24 protein-coding genes are annotated in these 26,591 nt (G+C 72.2%); 15 read left to right on the forward strand and 9 right to left on the reverse strand.

The genetic code is table 11. The features are described 5' to 3' along the window. Positions 1-25: 25 nt before the first annotated feature. The 9 genes from rsmI (at position 26) to ACFWJB_RS23440 (ending at position 11,231) form a co-directional block, all read left to right on the forward strand. Positions 26-874, forward strand: a complete 849-nt coding sequence (rsmI, locus tag ACFWJB_RS23400) for a 16S rRNA (cytidine(1402)-2'-O)-methyltransferase (protein WP_386924543.1) — start codon at positions 26-28, stop codon at positions 872-874. Between the two features lie 242 nt (positions 875-1,116). Next, complete coding sequence (locus ACFWJB_RS23405) at positions 1,117-1,548, forward strand: hypothetical protein (protein ID WP_385465630.1); 432 nt, start codon at positions 1,117-1,119, stop codon at positions 1,546-1,548. Positions 1,549-1,604: 56 nt separating this feature from the next. After that, complete coding sequence (locus tag ACFWJB_RS23410) at positions 1,605-2,495, forward strand: TatD family hydrolase (RefSeq protein WP_386924545.1); 891 nt, start codon at positions 1,605-1,607, stop codon at positions 2,493-2,495. 57 nt (positions 2,496-2,552) lie between these two features. Next, positions 2,553-3,413 carry a 16S rRNA (adenine(1518)-N(6)/adenine(1519)-N(6))-dimethyltransferase RsmA gene (gene rsmA / locus ACFWJB_RS23415; RefSeq protein ID WP_385465635.1) on the forward strand — a complete coding sequence of 287 codons (861 nt, stop codon included), beginning with the start codon at positions 2,553-2,555 and terminating at the stop codon, positions 3,411-3,413. A 7-nt stretch (positions 3,414-3,420) separates the two neighbouring features. Continuing rightward, positions 3,421-4,320, forward strand: a complete 900-nt coding sequence (locus ACFWJB_RS23420) for a 4-(cytidine 5'-diphospho)-2-C-methyl-D-erythritol kinase (RefSeq protein ID WP_385465638.1) — start codon at positions 3,421-3,423, stop codon at positions 4,318-4,320. Positions 4,321-4,511: 191 nt separating this feature from the next. Further along, a complete protein-coding gene (locus ACFWJB_RS23425; protein ID WP_385465641.1) occupies positions 4,512-6,326 on the forward strand; it encodes an ABC-F family ATP-binding cassette domain-containing protein in 1,815 nt (604 codons plus the stop codon). Positions 6,327-6,563: 237 nt separating this feature from the next. Next, positions 6,564-8,321 carry a PQQ-binding-like beta-propeller repeat protein gene (locus tag ACFWJB_RS23430; RefSeq protein WP_385465644.1) on the forward strand — a complete coding sequence of 586 codons (1,758 nt, stop codon included), beginning with the start codon at positions 6,564-6,566 and terminating at the stop codon, positions 8,319-8,321. A 100-nt stretch (positions 8,322-8,421) separates the two neighbouring features. Then, on the forward strand, positions 8,422-10,365 hold the full coding sequence (locus tag ACFWJB_RS23435; protein WP_386924548.1) for a PQQ-binding-like beta-propeller repeat protein: 1,944 nt from the start codon (positions 8,422-8,424) through the stop codon (positions 10,363-10,365). A 191-nt stretch (positions 10,366-10,556) separates the two neighbouring features. Beyond that, a complete protein-coding gene (locus ACFWJB_RS23440) occupies positions 10,557-11,231 on the forward strand; it encodes a LuxR C-terminal-related transcriptional regulator (protein WP_386924550.1) in 675 nt (224 codons plus the stop codon). Between the two features lie 171 nt (positions 11,232-11,402). Here ACFWJB_RS23440 and ACFWJB_RS23445 read toward each other — a convergent pair whose 3' ends face one another. Both ACFWJB_RS23445 and ACFWJB_RS23450 read right to left on the reverse strand, forming a co-directional pair. Next, a complete protein-coding gene (locus tag ACFWJB_RS23445) occupies positions 11,403-11,708 on the reverse strand; it encodes a hypothetical protein (protein ID WP_385465653.1) in 306 nt (101 codons plus the stop codon). A gap of 21 nt (positions 11,709-11,729) precedes the next feature. Further along, the gene (locus ACFWJB_RS23450; RefSeq protein ID WP_386924553.1) at positions 11,730-13,409 is read right to left on the reverse strand and encodes a sodium:solute symporter family protein; all 1,680 of its coding nucleotides are present in this window, start codon (positions 13,407-13,409) and stop codon (positions 11,730-11,732) included. Between the two features lie 178 nt (positions 13,410-13,587). Here ACFWJB_RS23450 and galT point away from each other — a divergent pair, with 178 nt between their 5' ends. Genes galT through galK form a run of 3 tightly spaced genes read left to right on the forward strand, consistent with a single transcriptional unit; the run spans position 13,588 to position 16,826 of the window. Continuing rightward, complete coding sequence (gene galT, locus ACFWJB_RS23455; RefSeq protein WP_385465659.1) at positions 13,588-14,649, forward strand: galactose-1-phosphate uridylyltransferase; 1,062 nt, start codon at positions 13,588-13,590, stop codon at positions 14,647-14,649. Then, on the forward strand, positions 14,646-15,608 hold the full coding sequence (gene galE, locus ACFWJB_RS23460; RefSeq protein WP_385465662.1) for a UDP-glucose 4-epimerase GalE: 963 nt from the start codon (positions 14,646-14,648) through the stop codon (positions 15,606-15,608). Before galT ends, galE begins: the two co-directional genes overlap by 4 nt. A gap of 45 nt (positions 15,609-15,653) precedes the next feature. Beyond that, positions 15,654-16,826, forward strand: a complete 1,173-nt coding sequence (gene galK, locus ACFWJB_RS23465; RefSeq protein WP_386924555.1) for a galactokinase — start codon at positions 15,654-15,656, stop codon at positions 16,824-16,826. On the opposite strand, the gene ACFWJB_RS23470 is transcribed toward galK, so the two are convergent. Further along, positions 16,810-17,265, reverse strand: a complete 456-nt coding sequence (locus ACFWJB_RS23470) for a GNAT family N-acetyltransferase (RefSeq protein ID WP_385465668.1) — start codon at positions 17,263-17,265, stop codon at positions 16,810-16,812. The two genes, galK and ACFWJB_RS23470, sit on opposite strands and share 17 nt — an antisense overlap. 290 nt (positions 17,266-17,555) lie before the next feature. On the opposite strand from ACFWJB_RS23470, the gene ACFWJB_RS23475 reads away from it, so the two are divergent. Next, positions 17,556-18,329 carry a LuxR C-terminal-related transcriptional regulator gene (locus ACFWJB_RS23475; protein WP_385465671.1) on the forward strand — a complete coding sequence of 258 codons (774 nt, stop codon included), beginning with the start codon at positions 17,556-17,558 and terminating at the stop codon, positions 18,327-18,329. Between the two features lie 61 nt (positions 18,330-18,390). On the opposite strand, the gene tamR is transcribed toward ACFWJB_RS23475, so the two are convergent. Continuing rightward, positions 18,391-18,888: a MarR family transcriptional regulator TamR gene (gene tamR, locus ACFWJB_RS23480; protein WP_385465674.1), complete on the reverse strand. Its 498-nt coding sequence runs from the start codon at positions 18,886-18,888 to the stop codon at positions 18,391-18,393. 119 nt (positions 18,889-19,007) lie between these two features. On the opposite strand from tamR, the gene ACFWJB_RS23485 reads away from it, so the two are divergent. Then, the gene (locus ACFWJB_RS23485) at positions 19,008-19,823 is read left to right on the forward strand and encodes a trans-aconitate 2-methyltransferase (RefSeq protein WP_385465677.1); all 816 of its coding nucleotides are present in this window, start codon (positions 19,008-19,010) and stop codon (positions 19,821-19,823) included. Between the two features lie 68 nt (positions 19,824-19,891). Here the strand turns inward: ACFWJB_RS23485 and ACFWJB_RS23490 are convergent, their stop codons facing one another. Both ACFWJB_RS23490 and ACFWJB_RS23495 read right to left on the reverse strand, forming a co-directional pair. Next, positions 19,892-20,566: a TetR family transcriptional regulator gene (locus ACFWJB_RS23490; protein WP_385465680.1), complete on the reverse strand. Its 675-nt coding sequence runs from the start codon at positions 20,564-20,566 to the stop codon at positions 19,892-19,894. Beyond that, on the reverse strand, positions 20,563-21,573 hold the full coding sequence (locus tag ACFWJB_RS23495) for an acyl-CoA desaturase (RefSeq protein WP_386924561.1): 1,011 nt from the start codon (positions 21,571-21,573) through the stop codon (positions 20,563-20,565). Before ACFWJB_RS23495 ends, ACFWJB_RS23490 begins: the two co-directional genes overlap by 4 nt. Before the next feature lie 302 nt (positions 21,574-21,875). On the opposite strand from ACFWJB_RS23495, the gene ppc reads away from it, so the two are divergent. Continuing rightward, a complete protein-coding gene (ppc, locus tag ACFWJB_RS23500) occupies positions 21,876-24,617 on the forward strand; it encodes a phosphoenolpyruvate carboxylase (protein ID WP_385465685.1) in 2,742 nt (913 codons plus the stop codon). A gap of 70 nt (positions 24,618-24,687) precedes the next feature. Here the strand turns inward: ppc and ACFWJB_RS23505 are convergent, their stop codons facing one another. The 3 genes from ACFWJB_RS23505 to ACFWJB_RS23515 all read right to left on the reverse strand — a co-directional run bounded on the left by ACFWJB_RS23505 (position 24,688) and on the right by ACFWJB_RS23515 (position 26,551). Next, positions 24,688-25,209: a hypothetical protein gene (locus ACFWJB_RS23505; RefSeq protein WP_385465688.1), complete on the reverse strand. Its 522-nt coding sequence runs from the start codon at positions 25,207-25,209 to the stop codon at positions 24,688-24,690. A gap of 52 nt (positions 25,210-25,261) precedes the next feature. Then, positions 25,262-25,864 (reverse strand): aminoacyl-tRNA hydrolase, encoded by a 603-nt coding sequence (pth, locus tag ACFWJB_RS23510; RefSeq protein WP_386924564.1) that lies wholly within the window; start codon positions 25,862-25,864, stop codon positions 25,262-25,264. A 90-nt stretch (positions 25,865-25,954) separates the two neighbouring features. Beyond that, entirely contained in the window at positions 25,955-26,551 is a 597-nt protein-coding gene (locus ACFWJB_RS23515; RefSeq protein ID WP_385465694.1) for a 50S ribosomal protein L25/general stress protein Ctc, read from the reverse strand. Positions 26,552-26,591 lie beyond the last annotated feature (40 nt).

The following is a 26,591-nucleotide window of genomic DNA, read 5'->3' on the forward strand; positions in this document are numbered from 1 at the left end:
GCGCACCCCTGGGAGGATGGGGGACGTGACTGGAACCCTTGTACTGGCGGGCACCCCCATCGGCGACGTCCAGGACGCCCCGCCCCGGCTCGCCGAGGAACTCGCGGGCGCCGACCTCGTCGCCGCCGAGGACACCCGGCGGCTGCGCCGGCTCACCCAGGCGCTCGGGGTGACGCCCAGGGGGCGGGTCGTGTCGTACTTCGAGGGCAACGAGTCCGCCCGTACGCCCGAACTGGTCGAGGAACTGGTGGGCGGCGCGCGCGTGCTGCTGGTGACCGACGCCGGCATGCCGTCGGTGTCCGACCCGGGCTACCGGCTGGTCGCCGCGGCCGTCGAGCGGGACGTCAGGGTGACCGCCGTGCCCGGCCCGTCCGCCGTGCTCACCGCGCTCGCGCTGTCCGGGCTTCCGGTCGACCGGTTCTGCTTCGAGGGCTTCCTGCCGCGCAAGGCCGGCGAACGGCTCGGCCGGCTGCGCGAGGTCGCCGGGGAGCGCCGGACCCTCGTCTACTTCGAGGCCCCGCACCGCCTCGACGACACCCTCGCCGCGATGGCCGAGGTGTTCGGCGCCGACCGGCGGGCCGCCGTCTGCCGGGAGCTGACCAAGACGTACGAGGAGGTCAGGCGCGGCGGCCTCGGCGAGCTCGCGGCGTGGGCCGCCGAAGGGGTGCGCGGCGAGATCACCGTCGTGGTCGAGGGGGCGCCGGACGCCGGGCCCGAGGAGGTCGGCGCCGAGGAACTGGTGCGCCGCGTGCGGGTGCGGGAGGAGGCCGGCGAGCGGCGCAAGGAGGCGATCGCCGCGGTGGCCGCCGAGGCGGGCGTGCCCAAGCGGGAGGTCTTCGACGCGGTGGTGGCGGCCAAGCACGCCGGCGCGTGACGGCGGGACGCGAGGGCGCCCGCGCGGGGGAGTGCCGCCCGGGCGCGCCTGCGCCCCATGGCCGGGCAAACAGCCTGCCCGCAAGGCAAAGCCCCGGCCCGCCCGCCGGGGGCGAACGGGCAAGGAACGCCCAAAAAGGCTCCAATACTCGACAGGGTTGATGCATTCCGGTCGGACGAGGCGTCCACTGGACGAAGGGGGACGTACCCGTCCCCGGCGTCCAGCGGACAGCAGGAGCTGGCATGAGTGACATCACCCGGCGGACCGGCCTGCGGGCCGGGGTCACCGCCGTCGTCCACGAGTCGTACTCCTTCGCGTGCATGCGCTGCGGGCACGGCTGGGAGCAGTCGTTCGAGATAGAGCACCACCGGGACGCCGACGGCCACGAGTTCGTGCTCTACCGGGCGGACGGCCGCCCGGTGCCCTCCCCGCTGAGCCGGCCCACGTGCGCCGTCTGCGACAACCACGTCGTACGGATCATGCGGCCGGGGCGTGTCGCCTCGGTGCGCGGCGCCGCGGCCGGCGTGCACCGGGTGCCGCCGGCCGGGCCGCTGCAGGTCCCCCGGGTGCCCGAGCAGCCGGGACCGGGGGCGCCGGGGCTCTCGCCCGGGCACCGGCACTGGCACCTGTCCGACCTGCTGCGGGCCCTCCACCTCCAGCGCAGGGCCGGCTGACCGCCCCGGGCCCTCGGGCGATCCGTACGGGCACGCTCCTTCCGTAGGATCGGGGCATGCCTTCGAACGCCTCGGACCGGACCGACAAGAACGACGCCCCGCCGCTCCCCGAACCGCTGCGGATACCGGTCGCCGACTCGCACACCCACCTCGACATGCAGTCGGGCACGGTGGCGGAGGGCCTCGCGAAGGCGGCGTCGGTGGGGGTCACCACGGTCGTCCAGGTCGGCTGCGACCTCGCCGGCTCCCGCTGGGCGGCCGAGACGGCGGCGGAGCACGAGGCCGTCCACGCCACCGTCGCCCTGCACCCCAACGAGGCCCCGCGCATCGTCCACGGCGATCCCGACGGCTGGTCCCGGCAGGGCGCGCGGCAGCCCGGCGGGGACGCGGCACTGGACGAGGCCCTCGCGGAGATCGACCGGCTGGCCGCGCTGCCGCAGGTCAAGGGGGTCGGCGAGACGGGCCTGGACTACTTCCGCACCGGGCCCGAGGGCAAGGAGGCCCAGGAGAGGTCCTTCCGCGCCCACATCGAGATCGCCAAGCGGCACGGCAAGGCCCTGGTCATCCACGACCGCGACGCCCACGCCGACGTCCTGCGCGTCCTCGAGGAGGAGGGCGCCCCCGAGCGCACCGTCTTCCACTGCTACTCCGGCGACGCGGAGATGGCCGGGATCTGCGCCGAGGCCGGGTACTACATGTCCTTCGCCGGCAACGTCACCTTCAAGAACGCGCAGAACCTGCGCGAGGCCCTCGCGGTCGCCCCGCTGGAGCTGGTCCTGGTGGAGACCGACGCGCCGTTCCTGACGCCTGCCCCCTACCGGGGCCGTCCCAACGCCCCCTACCTGGTGCCGGTCACGGTGCGGGCGATGGCCGCCGTGCGCGGCATCGACGAGGACGCCCTGGCCAAGGCCCTCGCGGCGAACACGGCCCGCGCCTTCGGCTACTGAGCGGCGCTGCCCGGCCGCCCCGGACGGCCGGGGAGCGCCCCCGGCTACCCTTGCCGGGTGAGCAGCCCCACCCCCGACGCCCTCCTGGGCCCCGCCGACGTCCGTGAACTCGCGGCCGCCCTCGGCGTGCGCCCCACCAAGCAGCGCGGCCAGAACTTCGTCATCGACGCGAACACGGTCCGCCGTATCGTCCGCACCGCCGAGGTACGCCCCGACGACGTGGTGGTCGAGGTGGGACCGGGTCTCGGCTCGCTCACCCTGGCCCTCCTCGAGGCGGCCGACCGGGTCACCGCCGTCGAGATCGACGACGTCCTCGCCGCCGCCCTGCCCGCCACCGTCGCCGCCCGGATGCCCGGGCGAGCCGACCGGTTCGCGCTCGTCCACTCCGACGCCATGCAGGTGACCGAGCTGCCGGGCCCCGCCCCGACCGCGCTGGTCGCCAACCTGCCCTACAACGTGGCCGTGCCCGTCCTCCTCCACATGCTCGAGACCTTCCCGAGCATCGAGCGCACCCTCGTCATGGTCCAGTCCGAGGTCGCCGACCGGCTCGCCGCCGGACCCGGCTCGAAGGTGTACGGCGTGCCGTCCGTGAAGGCCAACTGGTACGCCGAGGTGAAGCGGGCCGGCGCCATCGGCCGCAACGTCTTCTGGCCCGCGCCGAACGTCGACAGCGGACTGGTGTCACTCGTCCGGCGGACCGAGCCGCTGAAGACCACCGCGTCCCGGCGCGAGGTGTTCGCCGTCGTCGACGCCGCCTTCGCCCAGCGCCGCAAGACCCTGCGGGCCGCCCTGTCCGGCTGGGCCGGGTCGGCCGCCGCCGCCGAGGCCGCCCTCGTCGCCGCGGGCGTGTCGCCGCAGGCGCGCGGAGAGGCGCTGACCGTGGAAGAGTTCGCGCGTATCGCCGAACACAAGGAGTGACGAGCAAGTGAGCGTGACGGTCCGCGTCCCCGCCAAGGTCAACGTCCAGCTCGCGGTCGGCGCCGCCCGCGCCGACGGCTACCACGACCTGGCCAACGTCTTCCTCGCGGTCTCCCTGTACGACGAGGTCACCGCGACCCCGGCCGGCGCCCTGCGCGTCACCTGCGAGGGCCCGGACGCCGACCAGGTCCCGCTCGACCGCACCAACCTCGCGGCGCGCGCCGCCCTCGCCCTCGCCGAGCGGTACGGCCGCGAACCCGACGTGCACCTGCACATCGCCAAGGACATCCCCGTGGCCGGCGGCATGGCGGGCGGCAGCGCGGACTGCGCCGGCGCCCTGGTCGCCTGCGACGCCCTGTGGGGCACCGGCGCCTCCCGCTCCGAGCTGCTGGAGATCTGCGCCGAGCTCGGCAGCGACGTCCCGTTCAGCCTGGTCGGCGGGGCGGCACTCGGCACCGGGCGCGGGGAGCGGCTGACGGCACTGGAGACCGGCGGCGACTTCCACTGGGTCTTCGCCCTGGCCGCGCGGGGCCTGTCCACGCCGGCCGTCTTCCGCGAGTTCGACCGCCTGGGAGAGGGCCGGGACATCCCCGAGCCGGCCGCCGCGCAGCCGGTCCTCGAGGCCCTCGCCAAGGGCGACCCCGCCGCGCTCGCCGTCGCCGTCACCAACGACCTCCAGCCCGCGGCCCTGTCCCTCTTCCCCGAGCTGTCCGACACCCTCGCGGCGGGGCGCGCGGCGGGTGCGCTGGCGGCCCTGGTCTCGGGCTCGGGCCCGACCACGGCCTTCCTCGCCACGGACGCCGGGTCCGCGTCCGACATCGCCGGGGTGCTCCGGGCGTCCGGCACCTGCCGCGACGTGCGCACGGCGTCGGGTCCCGCGGCGGGGGCGACGGTCCTCGGCTCCTAGGCCCTGACGCCGCCAGGCCCGCCCTTCGGGCGAACGACGGGAGTTCGACGACAGGACCTGGGCCCCGCCCTTCGGACCACGCCGACCCGGGGCGCACCGTCCCCCTCGGCCGGCCCGATCCGACGGCGGACCCCGGGCACCCGCGGCCGGGACTACCCTGGAGGGTCGATCGTCCCCCAGGCAGGAGAGAAATGGCCGTCAACCTGGTCAATGTCGAGAACGTCAGCAAGGTGTACGGCACCCGTGCACTTCTCGACGGCGTGTCCCTCGGCGTGTCCGAAGGGGACCGCATCGGTGTCGTCGGCCGCAACGGCGACGGCAAGACGACCATGATCCGGATGCTCGCCAAGCTGGAGGAGCCCGACACCGGCCGGGTCACCCACTCCGGCGGGCTGCGGCTGGGCGTGCTCACCCAGCACGACTCCCTCGACCCGGAGGCGACCGTCCGCCACGAGGTCATCGGCGACATGGCCGACCACGAGTGGGCGGGCAACGCCAAGGTCCGCGACGTGCTGACCGGCCTCTTCGGCGGGCTGGACCTGCCCGGGTTCCCGCAGGGGCTGGACACCGTCATCGGGCCGCTCTCCGGCGGCGAGCGGCGCCGGATCGCGCTCGCCAAGCTGCTGATCGACGAGCAGGACCTGATCGTCCTCGACGAGCCCACCAACCACCTCGACGTCGAGGGCATCGCCTGGCTCGCCGCGCACCTGCGCGAACGCCGCTCCGCGCTCGTCTGCGTCACCCACGACCGCTGGTTCCTCGACCAGGTCTGCACCCGCATGTGGGACGTCCAGCGCGGCGACGTGTTCGAGTACGAGGGCGGCTACTCCGACTACGTCTTCGCCCGCGCCGAGCGCGAGCGCATCGCGGCCACCGAGGAGACCAAGCGGCAGAACCTCGTCCGCAAGGAGCTGGCCTGGCTCCGGCGCGGCGCCCCCGCCCGCACCTCCAAGCCCCGCTTCCGCGTCGAGGCCGCCAACGAGCTGATCGCCGACGTCCCGCCGCCCCGCGACAGCAGCGAGCTGATGAAGTTCGCCTCGTCCCGGCTCGGCAAGACCGTGTTCGACCTGGAGGACGTGACCGTCCAGGCCGGCCCCAAGGTGCTGCTCAAGCACGTCACCTGGCAGCTCGGCCCCGGCGACCGCATCGGCCTGGTCGGCGTCAACGGCGCCGGCAAGACCTCCCTGCTGCGCGCCCTCGCCGAGGCCGCCCGCAGCGAGGGCGAACGGCAGCCGGCGGGTGGGCAGGTGCGCGTCGGCAGGACCGTCAAGCTGGCCTACCTGTCCCAGGAGGTCGCCGAACTCGACCCCACCTGGCGGGTGCTGGAGGCCGTGCAGCGGGTCCGCGAGCGCGTCGACCTCGGCAAGGGCCGTGAGATGACCGCGGGCCAGCTCTGCGAGACGTTCGGCTTCGGCAAGGAGAAGCAGTGGACGCCGGTCGGCGACCTGTCCGGCGGTGAGCGGCGGCGGCTCCAGCTGCTGCGCCTGCTCATGGACGAGCCCAACGTCCTCTTCCTCGACGAGCCCACCAACGACCTCGACATCGAGACCCTGACCCAGCTGGAGGACGTCCTCGACGGCTGGCCCGGCTCGATGATCGTCATCTCCCACGACCGGTTCTTCGTCGAGCGCACCACCGACCGGGTCTTCGCCCTGCTCGGCGACGGCGCGCTGCGCATGCTGCCGCGCGGCATCGACGAGTACCTGGAGCGGCGCCGGCGCATGGAGGAGGCCGCGGCGGCCAACTCGCCCGCCCCGGCGGCGAAACCGGCCGCGGAGGTGCCCGAGAAGAGCGCCGCCGACGTGCGCGCCGCGAAGAAGGAGCTCCAGAAGATCGAGCGGCAGCTCGACAAGGTCTCCGAGAAGGAGACCAAGCTGCACGCCCGGATCGCCGAGAACGCCACGGACTTCGCGAAGGTGGCCGAACTGGACGCCGAACTGCGCACCCTCGCCGGACAGCGCGACGAGCTGGAGCTGCGCTGGCTGGAATTGGCGGAGGACGCCTGACACTCGGGGCCGGGGGCGCGCGAGGCGTGAAGAGGGCGTGAAGGCGCGTAACAGAGGCATCACGGGCCGGTCCTCCCTTGGGAACAGGGGCGGACGCGGCCCGGTGTGCTGTCGGCACCGGGTGATAGAAAGAGCCGTCTGAAGACTGTCTGACCAATCGCCCGACGACGCTCCCGGGGCCAGCGCGTACCTCGGGACGTGGCGAGAAATCAGTGAGCAATAAGGGGGAACGCGCTGATGAGCCAGCCGCCCAACCAGCCGCCGCAGCCGGGTGGCTTCGGAGCACCGCAGGACCCGCCGCCGGGCGGTGGCTTCGGGGCGCCGCAGCCCCCGCAGGGCCCGCCCCAGATGCCCCAGCCTCCGCAGGGCCCGCCGCAGCCGGGGTACGGATACCCCCAGCAGCCCGGCCCGTACGCGCAGCCCGGCCCGTACAACTCCGGCCCGTACGCCCAGCCGCAGCAGCCGGGGCCGTACGGCCAGCAGCCCGGCTACGGCTACCCGCAGCCGCAGTTCCCCGGCGGCCCCGGCACCCCGCCGCCCGGCGGCTCCGGATCCCGCAACCCCTTCAAGGGCAAGCCCGCCCTCGCGATCGGCGCCGCGGTCGCGGCCCTGCTCGTCATCGGCGGCACCGTGTGGGCGGTCACCGGCACCGGGGACGACGGCCCGGACAAGAAGCCGGTCGCCGGGAAGAGCGACGACCCCAAGCCCTCGGCCTCCGGCGGCGCCCCGGTCGACCCGGGCGACGGCAGCGGCGACGGCGCCGAGGACACCCAGGACCTCAACGAGGGCCGCAAGGCTGGCGAGTCGAAGGTGCTCTGGTACAAGGAGGCGCCCGACGCCCCCGGTTCCGGCGCCGACGCCGACGGCATGTGGATCACCGACAAGACCGCGGTGAAGGCCGCGTACAAGCAGGTCTTCGCCTACGACGTCGGTGACGGCAAGCCCACCTGGGACCCCATCACCTTCCCGCAGAAGATCTGCGCGGTCACCCCGGAGGCGACGGCGCAGAACACCATCGTCGTCGCCTACATGAGCGGTTCCAGCGACCGCGCCGAGTGCAACCAGCTCCAGCAGATCGACCTCGCCACCGGCAAGCAGGGCTGGAAGGAAGAGGTCGCGGACGGCGAGCTGTTCGACTCGACGCTCTCCCTCGAACTCAACGTCAGCGGCAGCACCCTGATGGTCGGCCGCTCCCAGTCCGGCACCGCCTACGACGTGACCAGCGGCAAGAAGCTGTACGACAAGAAGCGGTACGGCGACGCCTGCTTCCCCGCCGGTTTCGCCGGCAGCGCGACGAAGCTCGTCCAGGTCGCCTCCTGCGGCGCCGGCGGCGACAACGCGCACGACGAGATGCAGGGCCTCGACCCGAGGACCGGCAAGGTCCTGTGGACCTACAAGTACGAGAAGGGCTGGCAGGTCGCCCGGACCTACTCCGTCGACCCGCTCGTCGTCTACGCCACCAACGAGGACAAGAAGGTCTGGAACATCTCCAGCTTCACCTCCGCCGGCCGGGTCCAGGCGCAGGTCGGTGTCGACGAGGACTTCGCCCCCGAGTGCGGCTGGGCCATCCTCGAGCGCGACCTCCAGGGCTGCACGGGTGTCGTCGTCGCCGACAACACCCTCTACCTGCCGACCAAGGCGACCACCGGTGCCAACGAGATCGTCGCGATCGGCCTCGCCGACGGCAAGGAGAAGTGGCGCACCAAGTCCCCCGCGGACGAGTCGATGCTGCCGGTGAAGGCCGAGGGCGGCGCCCTCGTGGCCTACGTGGAGCCGTCGTACGACGCGGGCGGCCAGGTCGTGTCGATCCCGACGGGCGGCGCCGCCCACACGCCGGCCAAGCTGCTGCAGAACCCGGAGGGCACCGCGGACATCGAGGGCAGCTTCTACTCGCGCGACATCGACTGGGCCGACGGGCGCTTCTACATCTCCAGCACCCGCCTGACCGGGAACGACGACGCGAAGGAGAAGTTGATGCTCGCCTACGGCAAGTGACCTTCTCCGCCCCAGCCGCCCGCCCCGTCCGCCGCCGCGCCGGATCCGTCCGGCCGGCCCGGCCGGTCCCGTCGTCCCCGCTCACCGAGGTACTCACGCCATGACCCAGCCGCCGCCCCCGCCGCCGAACCAGCCCCCGCAGGGAGGGGGCTTCGGACCGCCGCAGGACCAGCCGTCGCAGCCGTCCCAGCCCCCCACCCCGCCGTCGGGCGGCGGACCGGACCTCGGCAAGGCCCCCCAGCCCGGGTACGGCTACCCCCAGGCCCCGGGGACGCCTCCGGCGTCCCCGCAGCCGCCCGTCGCACCGCCGGCCCCGCCGGCGGGCGGACCGCAGCCGGGGTACGGGTATCCGCAGCCCCCGCAGACGCCCCAGCCCGGATACGGCTACCCCGGCGGACCCGGCCCGTACGGGCAGCCGCAGCAGCCCGGGCCCTACGGGCAGCCGACGCCGCCCGGACCCTACGCGCAGCCGACGCCGCCGTACGGGCAGCCGGGGCAGCCCGGTCAGCCGGGCTACGGCTATCCCCAGGCGACCGTGCCCATGCAGGCCCAGACCGGCGGCCCGGGCGGCGGGCGGAGGATCAGCGCGTCGATGGCCATCATCGTGGCCGCCGCCGTCGCCATCGCCCTCATCATCGGCGGCGGGGTCTGGTACGCGAGCTCCTCCGGCAAGGACGACGACAAGAACAACACGGCGGGCTCCAGCGGCGGCACCAGCGGCAAGGGCGGCACGAACGGCAAGGGCGGCTCCGGCGGCACCTCCTCCGGCGGCAAGGAGAAGGTGCCCGCGGACCCGGCCGCCAAGGTCCTCTTCCAGGTCCCGGCCCCCGCGGTCAGCAAGGACGACAGCAGCGTCGTCGTCGCCGGCTCCTGGCTCACCGACTCGGTGTACGCCAAGAGCGGCATCGCCCAGATCGTCGGCTACGACCCCGACAAGGGCAGCAAGCTGTGGACCATCCCGCTGGCGGGCCCGGTCTGCACCACCAGCAGGCACCTCACCGCGGACAACAAGGCGGTCGTCGTCCACGAGCCCGCCATGCCGACCAAGGCCGAGCCCTCGCACGGCTGCAGCCAGGTCGCGCTGATCGACCTGGGCACCGGAAAGACCGTGTGGACGAAGTCCGCCAAGTCCGGTGACCAGCCGATCTCCTTCGACAACGTCACGATCAGCGGCGGCACCGTCGCCGCCGGCAGCACCAGCGGCGGCGTCGCCTGGGACCTCGCCAGCGGCGACGTCCTGTGGTCCCCGAAGACGACCGACTCCTGCTACGACGCGGGCTACGGCGGTGGCGAGAAGCTGGTCGCGGTCCGCAAGTGCGGCTCGTACGACGCACGGCAGCTCAACATCCAGACCCTCGACCCGAAGACCGGCAAGGTGCTCTCGGAGTACAAGATGGCCAAGGGCATCGAGTACGCGGGCATCGTCTCGACCAACCCCCTGGTCGTGGCCGCCGACGTCGGTGACTCCGCCGGTGACGGCAGCGGCATCTCGGACTTCTTCTCCATCGACAACAAGACCGGCAAGCTGCGCACCCGCATCTCGGCGCCGGGCGAGCAGTACGCCGCCCGCTGCGACACCATCAGCAAGATCGAGCAGTGCTCCGGGCTCGTGGTCGGCAACGACCGCATCTACATCCCGACCGAAGAGCACGAGGGCGGCGGCGAGAGCTACTCCCAGACCAACGAGATCGTCGCCCTCGACCTGGCCACCGGCAAGCAGACCGGGCAGCGCGCCGACGCCGGCGACGGCTACACGATCACCCCGCTGCGCATGGACGGCGGCAACGTGATCGCCTACAAGCGCCCGCCGTACGACAAGGGCGGCCAGATCGTCAGCATCGACGGCGGGTCGTTCAAGCCGACCACGCTGCTGGAGAACCCGGCGACCGAGGCGGTGCGGGACGTGGAGACCAGCATGCTGCCGGAGTACTCCGAGTACCTGTACTCCCAGGGGCACCTGTACATGTCGCAGGTGTACGCCAGTGAGGTGACCAGCGCGGACGAGAAGGAGTACCTGGCCATCGGGTTCGCCACCGCCGGCTGAGCCGGTCCGTCCCCGCGCCGCGTCCCGCGCGCCATGGCCCCGTCCCCGTTCCCGGGGGCGGGGCCTTCGCGCGGTGTCGTGGTGCGGGGTTTCGGCGTCGTGGGGCGGTTCTTGCCGGTAGGGGCAGCGCGACGTCGCTCTTGCGTGTAGCTTCCGGGGGCAGTACCGGGGGGGAACTGGGGGGTTGCTCTATGGGAGTGCGGCTCATGGTGGTCGACGACCACCGATTGCTCGCCGAGGCGCTGGCCTCGGCGCTGAAGCTGCGGGGGCACCGGGTGCTCGCCGCGACGGCGCCCGCCGCGGGGGCGGCGGAGCTGGTGATCAGCCGGGCGCCGGAGGTGTGTCTGCTGGGCACGGCGACACCGGCCGAGCCGGGGATCTTCGACCCGGTGGTCCGGATCAAGCGGGAGCGGCCGCAGGTGGCGGTGCTGGTGCTGGGGCCGGTGCCGAGTCCGCGCGGGATCGCGGCGGCGTTCGCGGCGGGGGCGTCGGGGTACGTCCGGCACGACGAGCGCATCGAGGGGGTCGAGCGGGCGATCATGAAGGCGCGGGCGGGCGAGGCGGCGGTGGCGCCGGCGCTGCTCCAGGGGGCGTTCGGGGAGCTGCTGAACCCGGCGGCGCAGCCGGACGACGAGGGGCAGCGGCTGCTGTCGATGCTCACGCCGCGGGAGGTCGAGGTCCTGGTCCGGGTCGCCGACGGCGAGGACACGCGGCTGATCGCGGCCGGCATGGGCATCGCACCGTCCACGGCGCGTACGCATGTGCAGCGGGTGCTGATGAAACTGGGCGTGGGCTCCCGCCTGGAGGCCGCCGCCCTGGCCGCCCGCACGGGCCTGCTGGACCGCGCGGGCGCCGCGGGCGGCTGAACGCCGCGCCGGGCGGCCCCTCGGCTCGCCTCGCTGCGGGCAGTCGTGCCTCCCCCAGTGCCTGAACGGCCTGGGAGGCACCCGCCGGCGCCGGGCCGCACGATCCACCCCCGGCACCCACGCCGGGCAACCGGTGACGCCGGCACGGTGACCGGCGTCAGGGGTCGGCCGTCACTCCTGCGGAGGCTCCTCGGCCGAGGCCGGTGGAGTCGTGGGGCGGAGCTTCAGCCAGGCCAGGAAGAAGAGCCCCAGCACCAGCATCCCCAGCCCGGTCCACAAGTTGATGTTCACCCCCTGCGCCTTGTCGATGTCGTCGTCGGACGCCGCGAAGCCCGCGATGGTCACGATGACGCCGTAGACCACGAACAGCCCGCCGATGATCCGCCGGATGTCGAACAGCCGCGCTGCGGTGGCGGACTTGCCCTCCAGCTCGGAGACCTCGTCCTGGACGTTCTTGTCGGAGTAGGAATCGGACATGCTCTCTCAATCCTCCCGCGGTCAGAACGAGAACGGGATGTAGCAGGCGGCGGCCAGCACGACCGCGCCCCAGCCCAGCAGGGCCGGCTTGCGGTACCACGCGTCGTCGCCCTCGGCGGGCGGCTCGGACATGCCCGGGGAGCGGGTCCCGTAGACCAGGCCCTGGAGCTCGGCGACCGGCTTGGGCCTGGTGAACAGGGACACGGCGACCATGACGACCGCTCCGGCGACGAAGCCCGCGATCGCCGAGACGAAGTTGGCGCCCTGGTCGGAGGGGATGTCGATGATGCCCTGCTTGTAGATGACGAAGTAGTTGACCATCGCGGCGGTGGTGCCCGCGATCAGCCCCCAGAAGCCGGACTTCATCGACGCCCGCTTCCAGAACATGCCGATGATGAAGACCACGAACATCGGGACGTTGAAGAAGGAGAACAGCGTCTGGAGGTAGCTCATGATGTTCGAGAACGACGACGCGAGGAACGCCGTCCCGATCGACGCCAGCACGCCGATCACCGTGATCAGCCGGCCGAAGCGCACGTAGTACGCGTCGTCGCGGTCCTTCACGACGTACTTCGCCCAGATGTCGGTGGTGAACACCGTGTTGAACGAGGACACGTTCGCCGCCATGCCCGCCATGAAGGCCGCCAGGAGGCCGGTCACGGCGATGCCGAGGACGCCGTTGGGCAGCAACTGCTGCATCAGGTACGGGATCGCGTCGTTGTACTGGAGGTCCGAGCCCGGCGTGCCGATCTTCGGCACGAGCACCGCGGCGACCAGGCCGGGGATCATCACCAGGAAGACGATGAAGATCTTCGGGAACGCGGCGATCAGCGGCGTGCGCTGGGCCGCCGAGAGGTTCTTCGCCGACAGGGCGCGCTGCACCTCGGCGAAGTTCGTCGTCCAGTAGCCGAAGGAGAGCACGAAGCCGAGGCCGAGGACGATGGTCAGCCAGTTGGCGCCCAGCGGGTTCGCGCTGCCGATGCCCGTGCCGCCCCACGAGGTCATGAAGTCGGCGCCGTGGGACTGCGTGAGGGAGTCGGACAGGCCGTCCCAGCCGCCGACCTTCTTCAGGCCCAGGATGGTGATCGGGATGAGCGCCGCCATGATCACGAAGAACTGGAGGACCTCGTTGTAGATGGCCGAGGAGAGTCCGCCGAGGGTGATGTACGCCAGGACGAAGAAGCCGGCGACCACGATGGCCACCCACTCCGGCCAGCCGAGCAGCGCCTCGACGACGATCGCGAGGGCGTAGAGGTTCACTCCGGCGATCAGGATGGCCGCAAAGGCGAACAGGATCGAACTCAGCAGGTGTGCCGCCTTGTCGAAGCGCAGCAGCAGGAACTCGGGGACCGAGCGGACCTTCGAGCCGTAGTAGAACGGCATCATCACCAGGCCGAGGAAGACCATCGCCGGGATGGCGCCGATCCAGTACCAGTGCGTCGTGTAGACGCCGTACTGCGCGCTGTTGGCGGCCATGCCCAGGATCTCGGTGGCGCCGAGGTTGGCCGAGATGAAGGCGAGGCCGGTGATCCAGGCGGCCAGCGACCGGCCGGACAGGAAGAAGTCCAGGCTGGTCCGCACCGAGCGGCGGGCGGCGAACCCGATGCCGAGCACGACGACGAAGTAGATCCCGAGGATCGTGTAGTCGAGCCAGTTGGTGGGGAGTCGAAGCTCCGCGGCTAGATATGTGGGGGTATGCATACGAACTCGCTTCGTTGCGCGAACTGATCCGCAGCGGAACCTACGCCTCCGCGTTCAGTAAATGAACACTTCCGGTGATGTTCTTTGTTTGATTGTGATGATCGGGGTGCTGGTAGGTTGTGAAGTGTTATGTTTGATTGTGTTGAATGACTGAGTGTGGGTGTAGAGGAGTGCGGCAGTGAAGAAGACCTCGACCCGGCTGGCCGACGGTCGCGAGCTCATCCACTACGACCTGCGCGACGACACCGTGCGGGACGCCGTGGACCGCCGCCCGCTGGAGCGGACCGTCACCACCTCGGAGATCCGCCGCGACCCGCTGCTCGGCGACTCGGTCGCCGTCGCCTCGCACCGCCAGGGCCGCACCTACCACCCGCCCGCCGACGAATGCCCCCTGTGCCCGTCCGCGGGCGAGCGGCTGAGCGAGATCCCCGACTCGTCGTACGACGTGGTCGTCTTCGAGAACCGCTTCCCCTCGCTGGCCGGCGACTCCGGCCGCTGCGAGGTCGTCTGCTTCACCTCCGACCACAACGCCTCGTTCGCCGACCTGAGCGAGGAGCAGGCCCGGCTCGTCCTCGACGCCTGGACCGACCGCACCTCGGAGCTGTCGCATCTGCCCTCCGTCGAACAGGTCTTCTGCTTCGAGAACCGCGGGGCCGAGATCGGTGTGACGCTCGGTCACCCGCACGGGCAGATCTACGCCTACCCCTTCACCACCCCCCGCACCGCCCTGATGCTCCGTTCGCTCGCCGCGCACAAGGAGGCGACCGGCGGGGAGAACCTGTTCGACGCGGTGGTCGCGGAGGAACTGGCGGGCGAGCGGGTCGTCCTGGAGAGCGAGCACTGGGCCGCCTTCGTGCCGTACGCGGCCCACTGGCCGTACGAGGTGCACCTCTACCCCAAGCGGCGCGTGCCCGACCTGCTCGGCCTGGACGAGGCGGCGCGCACAGAGTTCCCCCAGGTCTATCTGGAACTGTTGAGGCGCTTCGACCGGATCTTCGGCGAGGGTGAGGCTCCGACGCCGTACATCGCGGCCTGGCACCAGGCCCCGTTCGGGCAGCTGGAGGACTTCGAGGGCGTGACGCGGGACGACTTCGCGCTGCACCTGGAGCTTTTCACTATTCGCCGGACGTCCGGCAAGCTGAAGTTCCTCGCGGGCTCCGAGTCCGGCATGAACGTGTTCATCAACGACGTGCCCCCGGAGCGCGCGGCCGAGCGACTGCGAGAGGTAGCGAGTTCATGAGTGGGAAGTACCTGGTGACAGGTGGCGCGGGCTATGTCGGCAGCGTGGTCGCCCAGCACCTGCTGGAGGCGGGGCACGAGGTCACCGTCCTCGACAACCTGTCCACCGGCTTCCGGGAGGGCGTCCCGGCGGGCGCCGCGTTCGTCGAGGGCGACATCCGCGACGCCGCCAAATGGCTGGACTCCTCCTACGACGGCGTCCTGCACTTCGCCGCGTTCTCGCAGGTCGGCGAGTCGGTCGTGAAGCCCGAGAAGTACTGGGACAACAACGTCGGCGGCACCATGGCGCTGCTGGAGGCCATGCGCACGGCGGGCGTGCGCCGGCTCGTCTTCTCCTCCACGGCCGCCACCTACGGCGAGCCCGACGAGGTGCCGATCGTCGAGTCCGCGCCGACGAGGCCCACCAACCCGTACGGCGCCTCCAAGCTCGCCGTCGACCACATGATCACCGGCGAGGCGGCGGCCCACGGGCTGGGCGCGGTCTCGCTGCGCTACTTCAACGTCGCCGGCGCGTACGGCGCATACGGCGAGCGGCACGACCCCGAGTCGCACCTGATCCCGCTGGTGCTCCAGGTCGCGCAGGGCAGGCGCGAGGCGATCTCCGTCTACGGCGACGACTACCCGACGCCGGACGGCACCTGCGTGCGCGACTACATCCACGTCGCCGACCTGGCCGAGGCCCACCTGCTCGCCCTGGACGCGGCCGTCCCCGGCGAGCACCTCATCTGCAACCTGGGCAACGGCAACGGCTTCTCGGTCCGCGAGGTCGTAGAGACCGTCCGCCGGGTGACGGGCCACCCGATCCCCGAGGTGGTGGCCCCGCGCCGGGGCGGCGACCCGGCCACCCTGGTGGCGTCGGCCGGCACCGCCCGCGAGAAGCTGGGCTGGAACCCGTCCCGCGCGGACCTCGCGGGGATCGTCGCCGACGCGTGGGAGTTCGCGCAGCGGCACGCGAAGTAGACCTGCGGTACGTGGAGAAGTGCGGAAAGGGCGAGGGGTCAGGACATGAGCGAGGCTGTCGCGCGGACGGTCGGTGAGCGGTTCCGCGAGCTGTACGGGGAGCGGCCGCAGGGGGTGTGGGCGGCGCCGGGCCGGGTCAACCTCATCGGCGAGCACACCGACTACAACGACGGCTTCGTCATGCCGTTCGCCCTGCCGCACACCGCGGTCGCCGCGGTCTCCCGGCGCGACGACGGCGTCCTGCGCCTGCACTCGGCGGACATCGGCGCCGACCCCGTCGAGCTGCGCGTCGCCGACCTGACCCCCGAGGCGGACAGGTCCTGGACGGCGTACCCGTCGGGCGTCGTGTGGGCGCTGCGCGAGGCCGGGCACGAGATCACCGGCGCCGACATCCACCTGGCCTCGACCGTCCCGTCGGGCGCGGGCCTGTCCTCGTCGGCGGCCCTGGAGGTCGTCGTCGCCCTGGCCATGAACGACCTGTACTCCCTCGGCCTGCGCGGCTGGCAGCTCGCCCGCCTGTGCCAGCGCGCCGAGAACGTCTACGTCGGCGCGCCGGTCGGCATCATGGACCAGACGGCGTCCGCCTGCTGCGAGGCCGGCCACGCGCTTTTCCTGGACACCCGCGACCTCTCCCAACGCCAGATCCCCTTCGACCTGGCCGCCGAGGGCATGCGCCTGCTGGTCGTCGACACGCAGGTCAAGCACTCCCACAGCGAGGGCGAGTACGGCAAGCGCCGGGCCGGCTGCGAGAAGGGCGCCGCCCTGCTGGGCGTCGACGCGCTGCGGGACGTGCCCTACGGGGAGCTGGACGCGGCACTCGAGCGGCTGGGCGACGACGAGGAGGTCCGCCGCCTGGTCCGGCACGTCGTCACGGAGGACGAGCGAGTGGAGCGGGTGGTGGCGCTGCTGGAGTCCGGCGACACCCGCGCCATCGGCCCGGTCCTCGTCGAGGGCCACGCCTCCCTGCGGGACGACTTCCGCATCTCCTGCCCGGAGCTGGACCTGGTCGTCGACACCGCGCTGGAGGCCGGTGCCCTGGGCGCGCGGATGACCGGCGGCGGCTTCGGCGGCTCGGCCATCGTGCTGGTGGAGGCGGCGGACGTCGACGGCGTCACCAAGGCGGTCGAGGAGGCGTTCGCCGCGGCCGGCTTCACCACCCCCCGGGTGTTCGAGGCGGTGCCCGCGGCGGGCGCGCGGCGGCTCAGCCCAGCCGCTTGACCAGGGTGTACTCGGTGATCCCCGGCGGATAGTCGGGGATCACGCACACCACCTCGTAGCCCCGCCCGCGGTAGAAGTCCGGCGCCTGGAAGTCCCAGGTCTCCACGCGCGCCGCCGCGCAGCCGCGTTCGTCGCGGGCCGCGCGCTCCGCCTCGGCCAGCAGTGCGGCGCCCAGCCCCGCCCCCCGGCACCGGTCGTCCACCCACAGGTAGGTCACGTGGAGCCAGGTCGCCCAGGTGTGCCCGACGAGACCGCCCGCGAGGCCGCCGTCGGCGTCCAGCACCCAGACGTGCAGGGGGAATTCGCGTTCGTGAGGGGTGCCGCGCAGCGTACGCAGGATCGGGGAGGCGGCCGTGTTCGTCTCCCGCAGGCGGGTGCGCAGCAGATCGCGCCGTGCTTTGTCTACTTCTGTCACAAGACGAAACATGCGGCTCACCATAAACGCGCGGGCCTGTCAGTTCTGCAAATAGCCTTCCGCTCCCGGCGCCCGCCCGTACTCTGATGCACAGCGCCGGTGGGGGCCGGTGCCGATCAGGGGGCGGGACAGCCGGGTACGGGACCCGGGACGGGGGTATCGGTTACCGCACGGCGGCGGTCGTGCGGCCGCGGCGACCCGTCCCCGGTACCGAACGCGAAGGCGGGCACAGGGGCTTAGGGCTCCGTGCCCGCGCAGGTGTCGCCTCATGCGACGTATCCCCTGCTCCGCGGGAGCCTGGGGAAGGGGGTTCCGTGGTTCGTATCCGAGTCCTGGTCGTCGACGACCACCGCATCTTCGCCGAGTCGCTCGCCGCCGCCCTGGCCGCCGAGCCGGACGTCGACGTCTCCGCGGCCGGCAGCGGTCCGGCCGCGCTGCGCTGCCTGGAGCGCGCCGCGGCCGAGGGGCGGCGGTTCGACGTGCTGCTCGTCGACGCCGACCTGGGGGGCCGGGTGCCCGGCGCCCGGCCGGCCGTGCCGGTGCGGGAGGGCAACGAGGAGGGGCTGGTGGACGGCATCTCGCTGGTCGCCGGGGTGCGGTCGGCGCAGCCCGGCGTGCGGATCGTCGTCCTCGCCGGGAAGGACGACCCCCGCCGCGCGGCCCTGGCGCTGGCGGCCGGTGCCTGCGGGTGGGTGGCCAAGGACTGCTCCCTGTCGCGGCTGCTCAGCGTGATCCGGGGGGTGCTGCGCGACGAGACGCATCTGCCGCCCGCGCTGCTCACCGGCGTCCTGCGCGAGCTGACCGCCGCACGCAAGCACCGCACCGAGAGCGAACGGCTGGTGGAGTCGCTGACCCCGCGCGAGCGGGAGGTGCTGCGCTGCATGGTCGCGGGACTCGGCCGCAAGGCCGTCGCCGAGCGGCTCTACCTCTCCCCGCACACGGTGCGGACCCACATGCAGAACGTGCTGGGCAAGCTGGGCGTCCACTCCACCCTCGCCGCCGTCGCGCTGGCGCGCCGGGCCGGGGTGGGCCCGGTGGACCTGGGGCCTCCCGGGCGGATCGGGTCGGAGGAGAGCAACAGCGCCTGATCGACGACGCGGATGTGCGTATCAGCCCCCGCGTCTGCGGTCCGGTCCGCCCGGGAGGCCCTCAACCGGGAATGTTGTCGAACGGGGCGGTCAACTGGCGTAGCAGCGCGGCCAGTTCACTGCGCTGGGCCCGGGAGAGCTCGCCCAGGATCGCGCGCTCCTGCTCCAGGAGCCCGGCGAGCGCCTGGTCGGCGCGGTCCCGGCCCTCGTCCGTGAGCCGGACCAGCACCCCGCGCCGGTCGCTGGGGTCGGGCAGGCGTTCCACCAGGCCCTTCTTGGCGAGGCGGTCGATGCGGTTGGTCATCGTGCCGGAGGTGACCAGGGTCTGGGTGAGCAGTTGGCCCGGCGAGAGCTGGTACGGGGTGCCCGCCCGGCGCAGCGCAGTCAGGACGTCGAACTCCCACGGCTCCAGCTGGTGTTCCGAGAAGGCCAGCCGGCGCGCGCGGTCCAGGTGCCGGGCGAGCCTGCTCACCCGGCTCAGCACCTCGAGCGGTTCCACGTCGAGGTCCGGGCGCTCCCGGCGCCATGCTGCGACCAGCCGATCGACCTCGTCCTCCATGACGATCAGTGTAGTGGTTGTGTCGATGTGAAGTCTCTTGAGGTCAACCATCTTGACATCGAGATAAATATCCGGTGACGCTGGGTACCCGACCCGCCCGGCCGCCACCCGGAGGCACCATGTCCGCCACCACCCCGGCCTGGGACCCCGCCCAGTACCTGCGCCACGCCGGTCACCGTGCCCGGCCGTTCGCCGACCTCCTCGCGCGCGTCCCCGGCCTCCCCACCGCGCCACCCCGCGTCGCCGACCTCGGCTGCGGCCCCGGCAACGTCACCACCCTGCTCGCGGACCGCTGGCCCACCGCCCGCATCACCGGCTACGACGACTCCGCCGAGATGCTCGCGCGGGCCGGCGAACACGCCGGTCCCACCCCGGGCGGCGGCCGCCTCGACTTCGCCCGCGCCGACGCCCGCACCTGGACCCCGGCCGGACCGCACGACCTGATCATCAGCAACGCCACCCTCCAGTGGGTCCCCGGCCACGCCGAGCGCTTCGCCGACTGGATCGCCGCCCTGCGCCCCGGCGGCACCTTCGCCTTCCAGGTCCCCGGCAACTTCGACGCCCCCAGCCACCGGCTGATGCGCGACATCGCCGGCTCCCCGCGCTGGCGGGACCGCCTCGCCGGCACCCTGCGGCACGGCGACGCCGTCCACACCCCCGAGGCCTACCTGGAGCGGCTGACCGCCCTCGGCTGCACGGCGGACGTCTGGGAGACGACGTACCTGCACCTGCTGACCGGGGACGACCCCGTCCTCGACTGGGTCAGGGGCACCGGACTGCGCCCCGTCCTCACCGCGCTCGACGACGACCCGGAGGCCCGGGACGCGTTCACCGAGGAGTACCGCACGGCCCTGCGCGAGGCCTACCCGCCGGGCCCGCACGGCACCCCGTTCCCCTTCCGCCGCGTCTTCGCCGTCGCCCGGAAGGAGGGGTGACTCAGGGGATACGGCCCAGGTGGGTCACGAGGAAGGATGACACGACATTAATCTTGTGTGCGGTGAGTTCAGCTCTTGCGGTGACCGATCAGCCGCGGCCTCGGCTCCAGGCCGTCCAGGCCGTGCCACGCCAGGTTCACCAGGTGCGCCGCCACCTCGGCCTTCTTCGGACGGCGCACGTCCAGCCACCACTGGCCGGTCAGCGCCACCATCCCGACCAGCGCCTGCGCGTACAGCGGGGCCAGCTTGGCGTCGAAACCGCGGCTCTTGAACTCGCGGCCCAGGATGTCCTCCACCTGGGTGGCGATGTCGGAGATCAGCGAGGCGAAGGTGCCCGTCGACTGCGGGATGGGGGAGTCGCGCACCAGGATGCGGAAGCCGTCCGTGTACTCCTCGATGTAGTCCAGGAGCGCGAACGCCGCCTGCTCGCACAGCTCACGCGGGTGGCCGGCGGTCAGGGAGCTGGTCACCATGTCCAGCAGCCGCCGCATCTCGCGGTCCACCACCACCGCGTACAGGCCCTCCTTGCCGCCGAAGTGCTCGTACACCACGGGCTTGGACACCCCGGCCTTCGCCGCGATCTCCTCCACCGACGTGCCCTCGAAGCCCTTCGCGGCGAAGAGGGTGCGACCGATCTCCAGCAGCTGCTGGCGACGCTCGGCACCGGTCATCCGGGTGCGGCGCGCACGCCGCGGCTTGTCATTGCTGGGAGTGCTGGAGTCGGTCGCCACGGCGACCATCATGCCGCCTCGACGGTTTCCTTCCGGCGGCGGGAGCCGCCATGGTCCGTGTTGCGGCGCGAATCGATACGGGAGCGTGACGGCCACCGCACGTCGTACGCCCAGCCCAGCCGCTCGAACCAGCGGATCAGGCGGGCGCTCGAGTCGAGCTGGCCGCGCATCACACCGTGCCGCGCCGACGTCGGGTCGGCGTGGTGCAGGTTGTGCCAGGACTCACCGCAGGACAGGACCGCCAGCCACCACACGTTGCCCGACCGGTCCCGGGACTTGAACGGGCGCTTGCCGACCGCGTGGCAGATCGAGTTGATCGACCACGTGACGTGATGCAGCAACGCCACCCGGACGAGTGACCCCCAGAAGAACCCGGTGAACGCACCCCACCACGACATCGTGACCAGCCCGCCGATCACCGCCGGCAGGGCCAGCGACACCACCGTCCACAGCACGAACTGGCGGGAGATCGCCCGCAGCGCCGGGTCCTTGATCAGATCCGGCGCGTACTTGTCCTGCGGGGTCTGCTCCTCGTCGAACATCCACGCGATGTGCGCCCACCACAGGCCCTTGATCAGGGCCGGGACCGTCTCGCCGTACCGCCACGGCGAGTGCGGGTCGCCCTCGGCGTCGGAGAACTTGTGGTGCTTGCGGTGGTCCGCGACCCAGCGGACCAGCGGGCCCTCCACCGCCATCGAGCCCGCGATCGCCAGCGCGATCTTCAACGGCCGCTTCGCCTTGAAGGAGCCGTGGGTGAAGTGACGGTGGAAACCGATCGTGATGCCGTGGCAGCCCAGGTAGTAGAAGAAGACCAGCAGGCCCAGGTCCAGCCAGCTCACCCCCCACCCCCATGCCAGCGGCACCGCCGCCACCAGCGCGAGGAAGGGGACGGCGATGAACAGCAGCAGGGTGATCTGCTCGATCGACCGCTTCTGCTCACCGCCCAGCGTGGCGGAGTCCGCGGACTCGTCGTCGGGGGCCTTCGGAGCGTCTGGGATCACATCGGAGCTCGTGGTCATGCGCGTCCTTGGGGGGTCGAGGGTTGTGGCCGGTGCCGGGCTGCGGAAACCCACCGCGGAAACCACGCACGTTTCCTACGGTTCCGTAACATACAGCGACGTAAGTATGGCAGTGCGTCGTCCCGCGGCAAGAGCCCGAGAGCCTGCGCGTCCCGGTCGACACCTATCCTGGAGAGCGGTCGGACAGCGCGGTCCGCTCAGATTTCTTCCCGGACGTCCAGCCCCGTAAGCGGCGCCCGCCGCGCGAGACGCCGTCCGGGTTCCCTCCCAGACGAGCTTCAACACTGCAAGGAGCCGCACCTGTGAGCAGTGCCGACGACCAGACTGTGTCCCAGGCGACCACCAGCGCCGAACTGCGGGCCGACATCCGCCGACTGGGCGACCTCCTCGGGGAGACCCTCGTCCGGCAGGAGGGCCCCGAGCTGCTGGACCTCGTCGAGAAGGTACGCCGACTCACCCGAGAGGACGGCGAGGCCGCCGCGGAACTGCTGCGCGGCACCGAACTGCAGACCGCGGCCAAGCTGGTCCGCGCCTTCTCCACCTACTTCCACCTCGCCAACGTCACCGAGCAGGTCCACCGCGGCCGCGAACTGCGCGCCCGGCGCTCCGCCGAGGGCGGACTGCTCGCCCGCACGGCCGACCGCCTCAAGGACGCCGACCCCGAGCACCTGCGCGAGACGGTCCGCAACCTCAACGTGCGCCCCGTCTTCACCGCGCACCCCACCGAGGCCGCCCGCCGCTCGGTCCTCAACAAGCTGCGCCGCATCGCCGCCCTCCTCGACACCCCCGTCATCGAGTCCGACCGGCGCCGCCTCGACACCCGCCTCGCCGAGAACATCGACCTCGTCTGGCAGACCGACGAACTCCGCGTCGTGCGCCCCGAACCCGCCGACGAGGCCCGCAACGCCATCTACTACCTCGACGAACTCCACGCCGGCGCCGTCGGCGACGTCCTCGAGGACCTGACGGCCGAACTCGAGCGCGCCGGCGTCAAGCTCCCCGACGACACCCGCCCCCTCACCTTCGGCACCTGGATCGGCGGCGACCGCGACGGCAACCCCAACGTCACGCCCCAGGTCACCTGGGACGTCCTCATCCTCCAGCACGAGCACGGCATCAACGACGCCCTGGAGATGATCGACGAGCTGCGCGGCTTCCTGTCCAACTCCATCCGCTACACCGGCGCGACGGAGGAGCTCCTCACCTCGCTCCAGGCCGACCTCGACCGGCTCCCCGAGATCAGCCCCCGCTACAAGCGCCTCAACGCCGAGGAGCCCTACCGGCTCAAGGCCACCTGCATCCGGCAGAAGCTGGAGAACACCAAGCAGCGCCTCGCCAAGGGCACCCCCCACGAGGACGGCCACGACTACCTCGGCACCGCCGAACTCATCGCCGACCTGCGGATCCTCCAGACCTCCCTGCGCGAGCACCGCGGCGGCCTCTTCGCCGACGGCCGGCTCGCCCGCACCATCCGCACCCTCGCCGCCTTCGGCCTCCAGCTCGCCACCATGGACGTCCGCGAACACGCCGACGCCCACCACCACGCCCTCGGCCAGCTCTTCGACCGCCTCGGCGAGGAGTCCTGGCGCTACGCCGACATGCCCCGCGAGTACCGCACCAAGCTCCTCGCCAAGGAGCTGCGCTCCCGCAGGCCGCTGGCCCCGACGCCCGCCCCGGTGGACGCGGCCGGCGAGAAGACCCTCGGCGTCTTCCAGACCGTCCGGCGCGCCCTGGAGGTCTTCGGCCCCGAGGTCGTCGAGTCCTACATCATCTCCATGTGCCAGGGCGCCGACGACGTCTTCGCCGCGGCGGTGCTGGCCCGGGAGGCCGGCCTCGTCGACCTGCACGCCGGCTGGGCGAAGATCGGCATCGTGCCGCTCCTGGAGACCACCGACGAGCTCAAGGCCGCCGACACCATCCTCGAGGACCTCCTCGCCGACCCCTCCTACCGGCGCCTCGTCGCCCTGCGCGGCGACGTCCAGGAGGTCATGCTCGGCTACTCCGACTCCTCCAAGTTCGGCGGCATCACCACCTCGCAGTGGGAGATCCACCGCGCCCAGCGCCGCCTGCGCGACGTCGCCCACCGGTACGGAGTGCGGCTCCGGCTGTTCCACGGCCGCGGCGGCACCGTCGGCCGCGGCGGCGGCCCCACCCACGACGCCATCCTCGCCCAGCCCTGGGGCACCCTGGAGGGCGAGATCAAGGTGACCGAGCAGGGCGAGGTCATCTCCGACAAGTACCTGATCCCGGCGCTGGCCCGCGAGAACCTGGAACTGACGGTCGCCGCCACCCTCCAGGCATCCGCGCTGCACACCGCCCCCCGCCAGTCCGACGAGGCCCTCGCCCGCTGGGACGCCGCCATGGACGTCGTCTCCGAGGCCGCCCACCAGGCCTACCGCAAGCTGGTCGAGGACCCCGACCTGCCGACGTACTTCCTGGCCTCCACGCCGGTCGACCAGCTCGCCGACCTGCACCTGGGCTCCCGGCCCTCCCGCCGCCCCGGCTCGGGCGTCTCGCTCGACGGACTGCGCGCCATCCCCTGGGTGTTCGGCTGGACCCAGTCCCGGCAGATCGTCCCCGGCTGGTACGGAGTCGGCTCCGGTCTCAAGGCCCTGCGCGAGGCCGGCCTGGACAGCGTCCTGGCGGAGATGCACCAGCAGTGGCACTTCTTCCGCAACTTCATCTCCAACGTCGAGATGACCCTCGCCAAGACCGACCTGCGCATCGCCCAGCACTACGTCGACACCCTCGTCCCCGACGAGCTCAAGCACGTCTTCGACGCCATCAAGGCCGAACACGAGCTGACCGTCGCCGAGGTCCTCAACGTCACCGGTGAGGACGAACTGCTCGACGCCGACCCCGTCCTGAAGCAGACGTTCGCCATCCGCGACGCCTACCTGGACCCGATCTCCTACCTCCAGGTGGCCCTCCTCGGCCGCCAGCGCGAGGCGGCCGCCGCCGGCGAGGAAGCCGACCCGCTGCTGGCCCGCGCCCTGCTGCTCACCGTCAACGGCGTCGCCGCCGGCCTGCGCAACACCGGCTGACGCCCCGCCACCCCGGACACGACGGTGCCCCCGCGCTCACCACGAGCGCGGGGGCACCGCCGTATCCACGTCACACCGCGAGGAACGCCGCGGTCAGCAACCCCACCCCCGACCCGGCCAGCACCCACGCCGCCCGGGTCCGCCGCAGCCCGCCCGCCACGACGACCGACGCCAGCAGCAGCGCACCGCCCAGCGGCACCCACGCGTACAGCACCCCGGCCGGACCCGAGCGCACCGCGTCGTCACTGCCCGGCTTCACCACCACCGAGTACGTACGCCCCTCCGACACGGCCACCGAGTCCTCGAGCACGACACTCACCCGCGCCCGCGAACCCGCCGACACCGGCGCGTAGGGCCCGCTGCACGCACCGTCCCCGCACCGCGTCACCTCGACCGTGCCCTGCTCGCGCCCCTTGGTCAGCATCACGTGCTGCGCCGTCCCCCACGACGCCCACACCCCGGCGATCAGGATCAACGCCGCGACCGTGCCCATCGCCGCGACCCGGCCGAACCGCAGCGCGGCACGCGAGGCGCGCGAGGCCCGGCGGGGACGGGCGGCGGCGACGGCTGAGGCAGGCATGGCCGGGATCATTGGCCATACCTATGCGGTCGGTCAACTCACCCGGGCGGCAAGCACGGACAAGTCAGGAGTTGTACGTGCCCTGCGCACGCTCCAGCCCCTCGATCACCAGACACTCCACCGCGTCCGCCGCACGGTCCACGAAGTAGTCCAGCTCCTTGCGCTCCGCCGACGAGAAGTCCTTCAGCACGAAGTCCGCCACCGGCATCCGCCCCGGGGGCCGGCCGATCCCGAACCGCACCCGGTGGTAGTCCGCCCCCAGCGACTTCGTGATCGACTTCAGCCCGTTGTGCCCGTTGTCGCCGCCCCCCAGCTTCAGCCGCAGCACGCCGTAGTCGATGTCCAGCTCGTCGTGCACCGCCACGATGTTGCCGACCGGCACCTTGTAGAAGTCCCGCAGCACCGTCACCGGCCCACCCGACACGTTCATGAACGACATCGGCTTCGCCAGGATCACCCGCCGGTTGGCCGGTCCCGGAGGCCCGATCCGCCCCTCCACCACCTGCGCCTGCGCCTTGCCGTGCCGCTTGAACCGCGCCCCGATGCGCTCCGCCAGCAGATCCACCACCATGAAACCGACGTTGTGCCGGTTCGCGGCGTACTCGGGGCCCGGATTGCCGAGACCGGCCACCAGCCAGGGCGCACTCGCGTCCGTCGTCACGTCCATGTCTCCTTACCTGCCCGTCCGTCCACACATGCACGTCGGCCGCTGCCCCGCACGGGAACAGCGGCCGACCAAACGATGACCGGGAGAGGATCAGGCCTCGGCGGCCGCCTCGCCCTCACCCTCGCCCTCGGCAGCGGGCTCCTCGGCCTGAGCGGCCAGGACCTGCAGCACGACGGCGTCCTCCTCGACGGCCAGCTTGGCACCGGAGGGCAGCTTGACGTCCTTGGCCAGGATCGAGGCACCGGCCTCCAGACCCTCGACCGACACGGTGACCTGCTCCGGGATGTGCGTGGCCTCGGCCTCGACCGGCAGCGCGGCCAGGACGTGCTCCAGCAGGTAACCACCCGGGGCCAGCTCGCCCTCGGCCTGCACCGGGACCTCGACGGTCACGGTCTCGCCGCGCTTCACCAGCTGCAGGTCGACGTGCTCCAGGAAGCCCTTGATCGGGTCGCGCTGCACCGACTTCGGGATCGCCAGCTCGTCGGTCTTGCCGTCGATGTCCAGCGCGATCAGCACGTTCGGCGTACGCAGCGCCAGCAGCAGCTCGTGGCCCGGAAGGGTCAGGTGGATCGGGTCGGAACCGTGGCCGTACAGAACACCCGGGACCTTGTTGTCACGGCGGATGCGACGCGCGGCACCCTTGCCGAACTCGCTGCGGGTCTCGGCGGTGAGCTTCACCTCGGACATGATCACTCCTCGTAGAGGTAGAGACGGACGTGGTCACCCG

This window comes from Streptomyces sp. NPDC127100, assembly GCF_042724095.1.
GTDB lineage: Bacteria > Actinomycetota > Actinomycetes > Streptomycetales > Streptomycetaceae > Streptomyces.

Coding starts and splice junctions, on each gene's coding strand:
- ACFWJB_RS23405 (WP_385465630.1), top strand. CDS start 1,117: ATGAGTGACATCACCCGGCGGACCGGCCTGCGGGCCGGGGTCACCGCC.
- ACFWJB_RS23410 (WP_386924545.1), top strand. CDS start 1,605: ATGCCTTCGAACGCCTCGGACCGGACCGACAAGAACGACGCCCCGCCG.
- ACFWJB_RS23425 (WP_385465641.1), top strand. CDS start 4,512: ATGGCCGTCAACCTGGTCAATGTCGAGAACGTCAGCAAGGTGTACGGC.
- ACFWJB_RS23430 (WP_385465644.1), top strand. CDS start 6,564: ATGAGCCAGCCGCCCAACCAGCCGCCGCAGCCGGGTGGCTTCGGAGCA.
- ACFWJB_RS23435 (WP_386924548.1), top strand. CDS start 8,422: ATGACCCAGCCGCCGCCCCCGCCGCCGAACCAGCCCCCGCAGGGAGGG.
- ACFWJB_RS23440 (WP_386924550.1), top strand. CDS start 10,557: ATGGGAGTGCGGCTCATGGTGGTCGACGACCACCGATTGCTCGCCGAG.
- ACFWJB_RS23445 (WP_385465653.1), bottom strand. CDS start 11,708: ATGTCCGATTCCTACTCCGACAAGAACGTCCAGGACGAGGTCTCCGAG.
- ACFWJB_RS23450 (WP_386924553.1), bottom strand. CDS start 13,409: ATGCATACCCCCACATATCTAGCCGCGGAGCTTCGACTCCCCACCAAC.
- galE (WP_385465662.1), top strand. CDS start 14,646: ATGAGTGGGAAGTACCTGGTGACAGGTGGCGCGGGCTATGTCGGCAGC.
- galK (WP_386924555.1), top strand. CDS start 15,654: ATGAGCGAGGCTGTCGCGCGGACGGTCGGTGAGCGGTTCCGCGAGCTG.
- ACFWJB_RS23470 (WP_385465668.1), bottom strand. CDS start 17,265: ATGGTGAGCCGCATGTTTCGTCTTGTGACAGAAGTAGACAAAGCACGG.
- tamR (WP_385465674.1), bottom strand. CDS start 18,888: ATGGAGGACGAGGTCGATCGGCTGGTCGCAGCATGGCGCCGGGAGCGC.
- ACFWJB_RS23485 (WP_385465677.1), top strand. CDS start 19,008: ATGTCCGCCACCACCCCGGCCTGGGACCCCGCCCAGTACCTGCGCCAC.
- ACFWJB_RS23490 (WP_385465680.1), bottom strand. CDS start 20,566: ATGATGGTCGCCGTGGCGACCGACTCCAGCACTCCCAGCAATGACAAG.
- ACFWJB_RS23495 (WP_386924561.1), bottom strand. CDS start 21,573: ATGACCACGAGCTCCGATGTGATCCCAGACGCTCCGAAGGCCCCCGAC.
- ACFWJB_RS23505 (WP_385465688.1), bottom strand. CDS start 25,209: ATGATCCCGGCCATGCCTGCCTCAGCCGTCGCCGCCGCCCGTCCCCGC.
- pth (WP_386924564.1), bottom strand. CDS start 25,864: ATGGACGTGACGACGGACGCGAGTGCGCCCTGGCTGGTGGCCGGTCTC.
- ACFWJB_RS23515 (WP_385465694.1), bottom strand. CDS start 26,551: ATGTCCGAGGTGAAGCTCACCGCCGAGACCCGCAGCGAGTTCGGCAAG.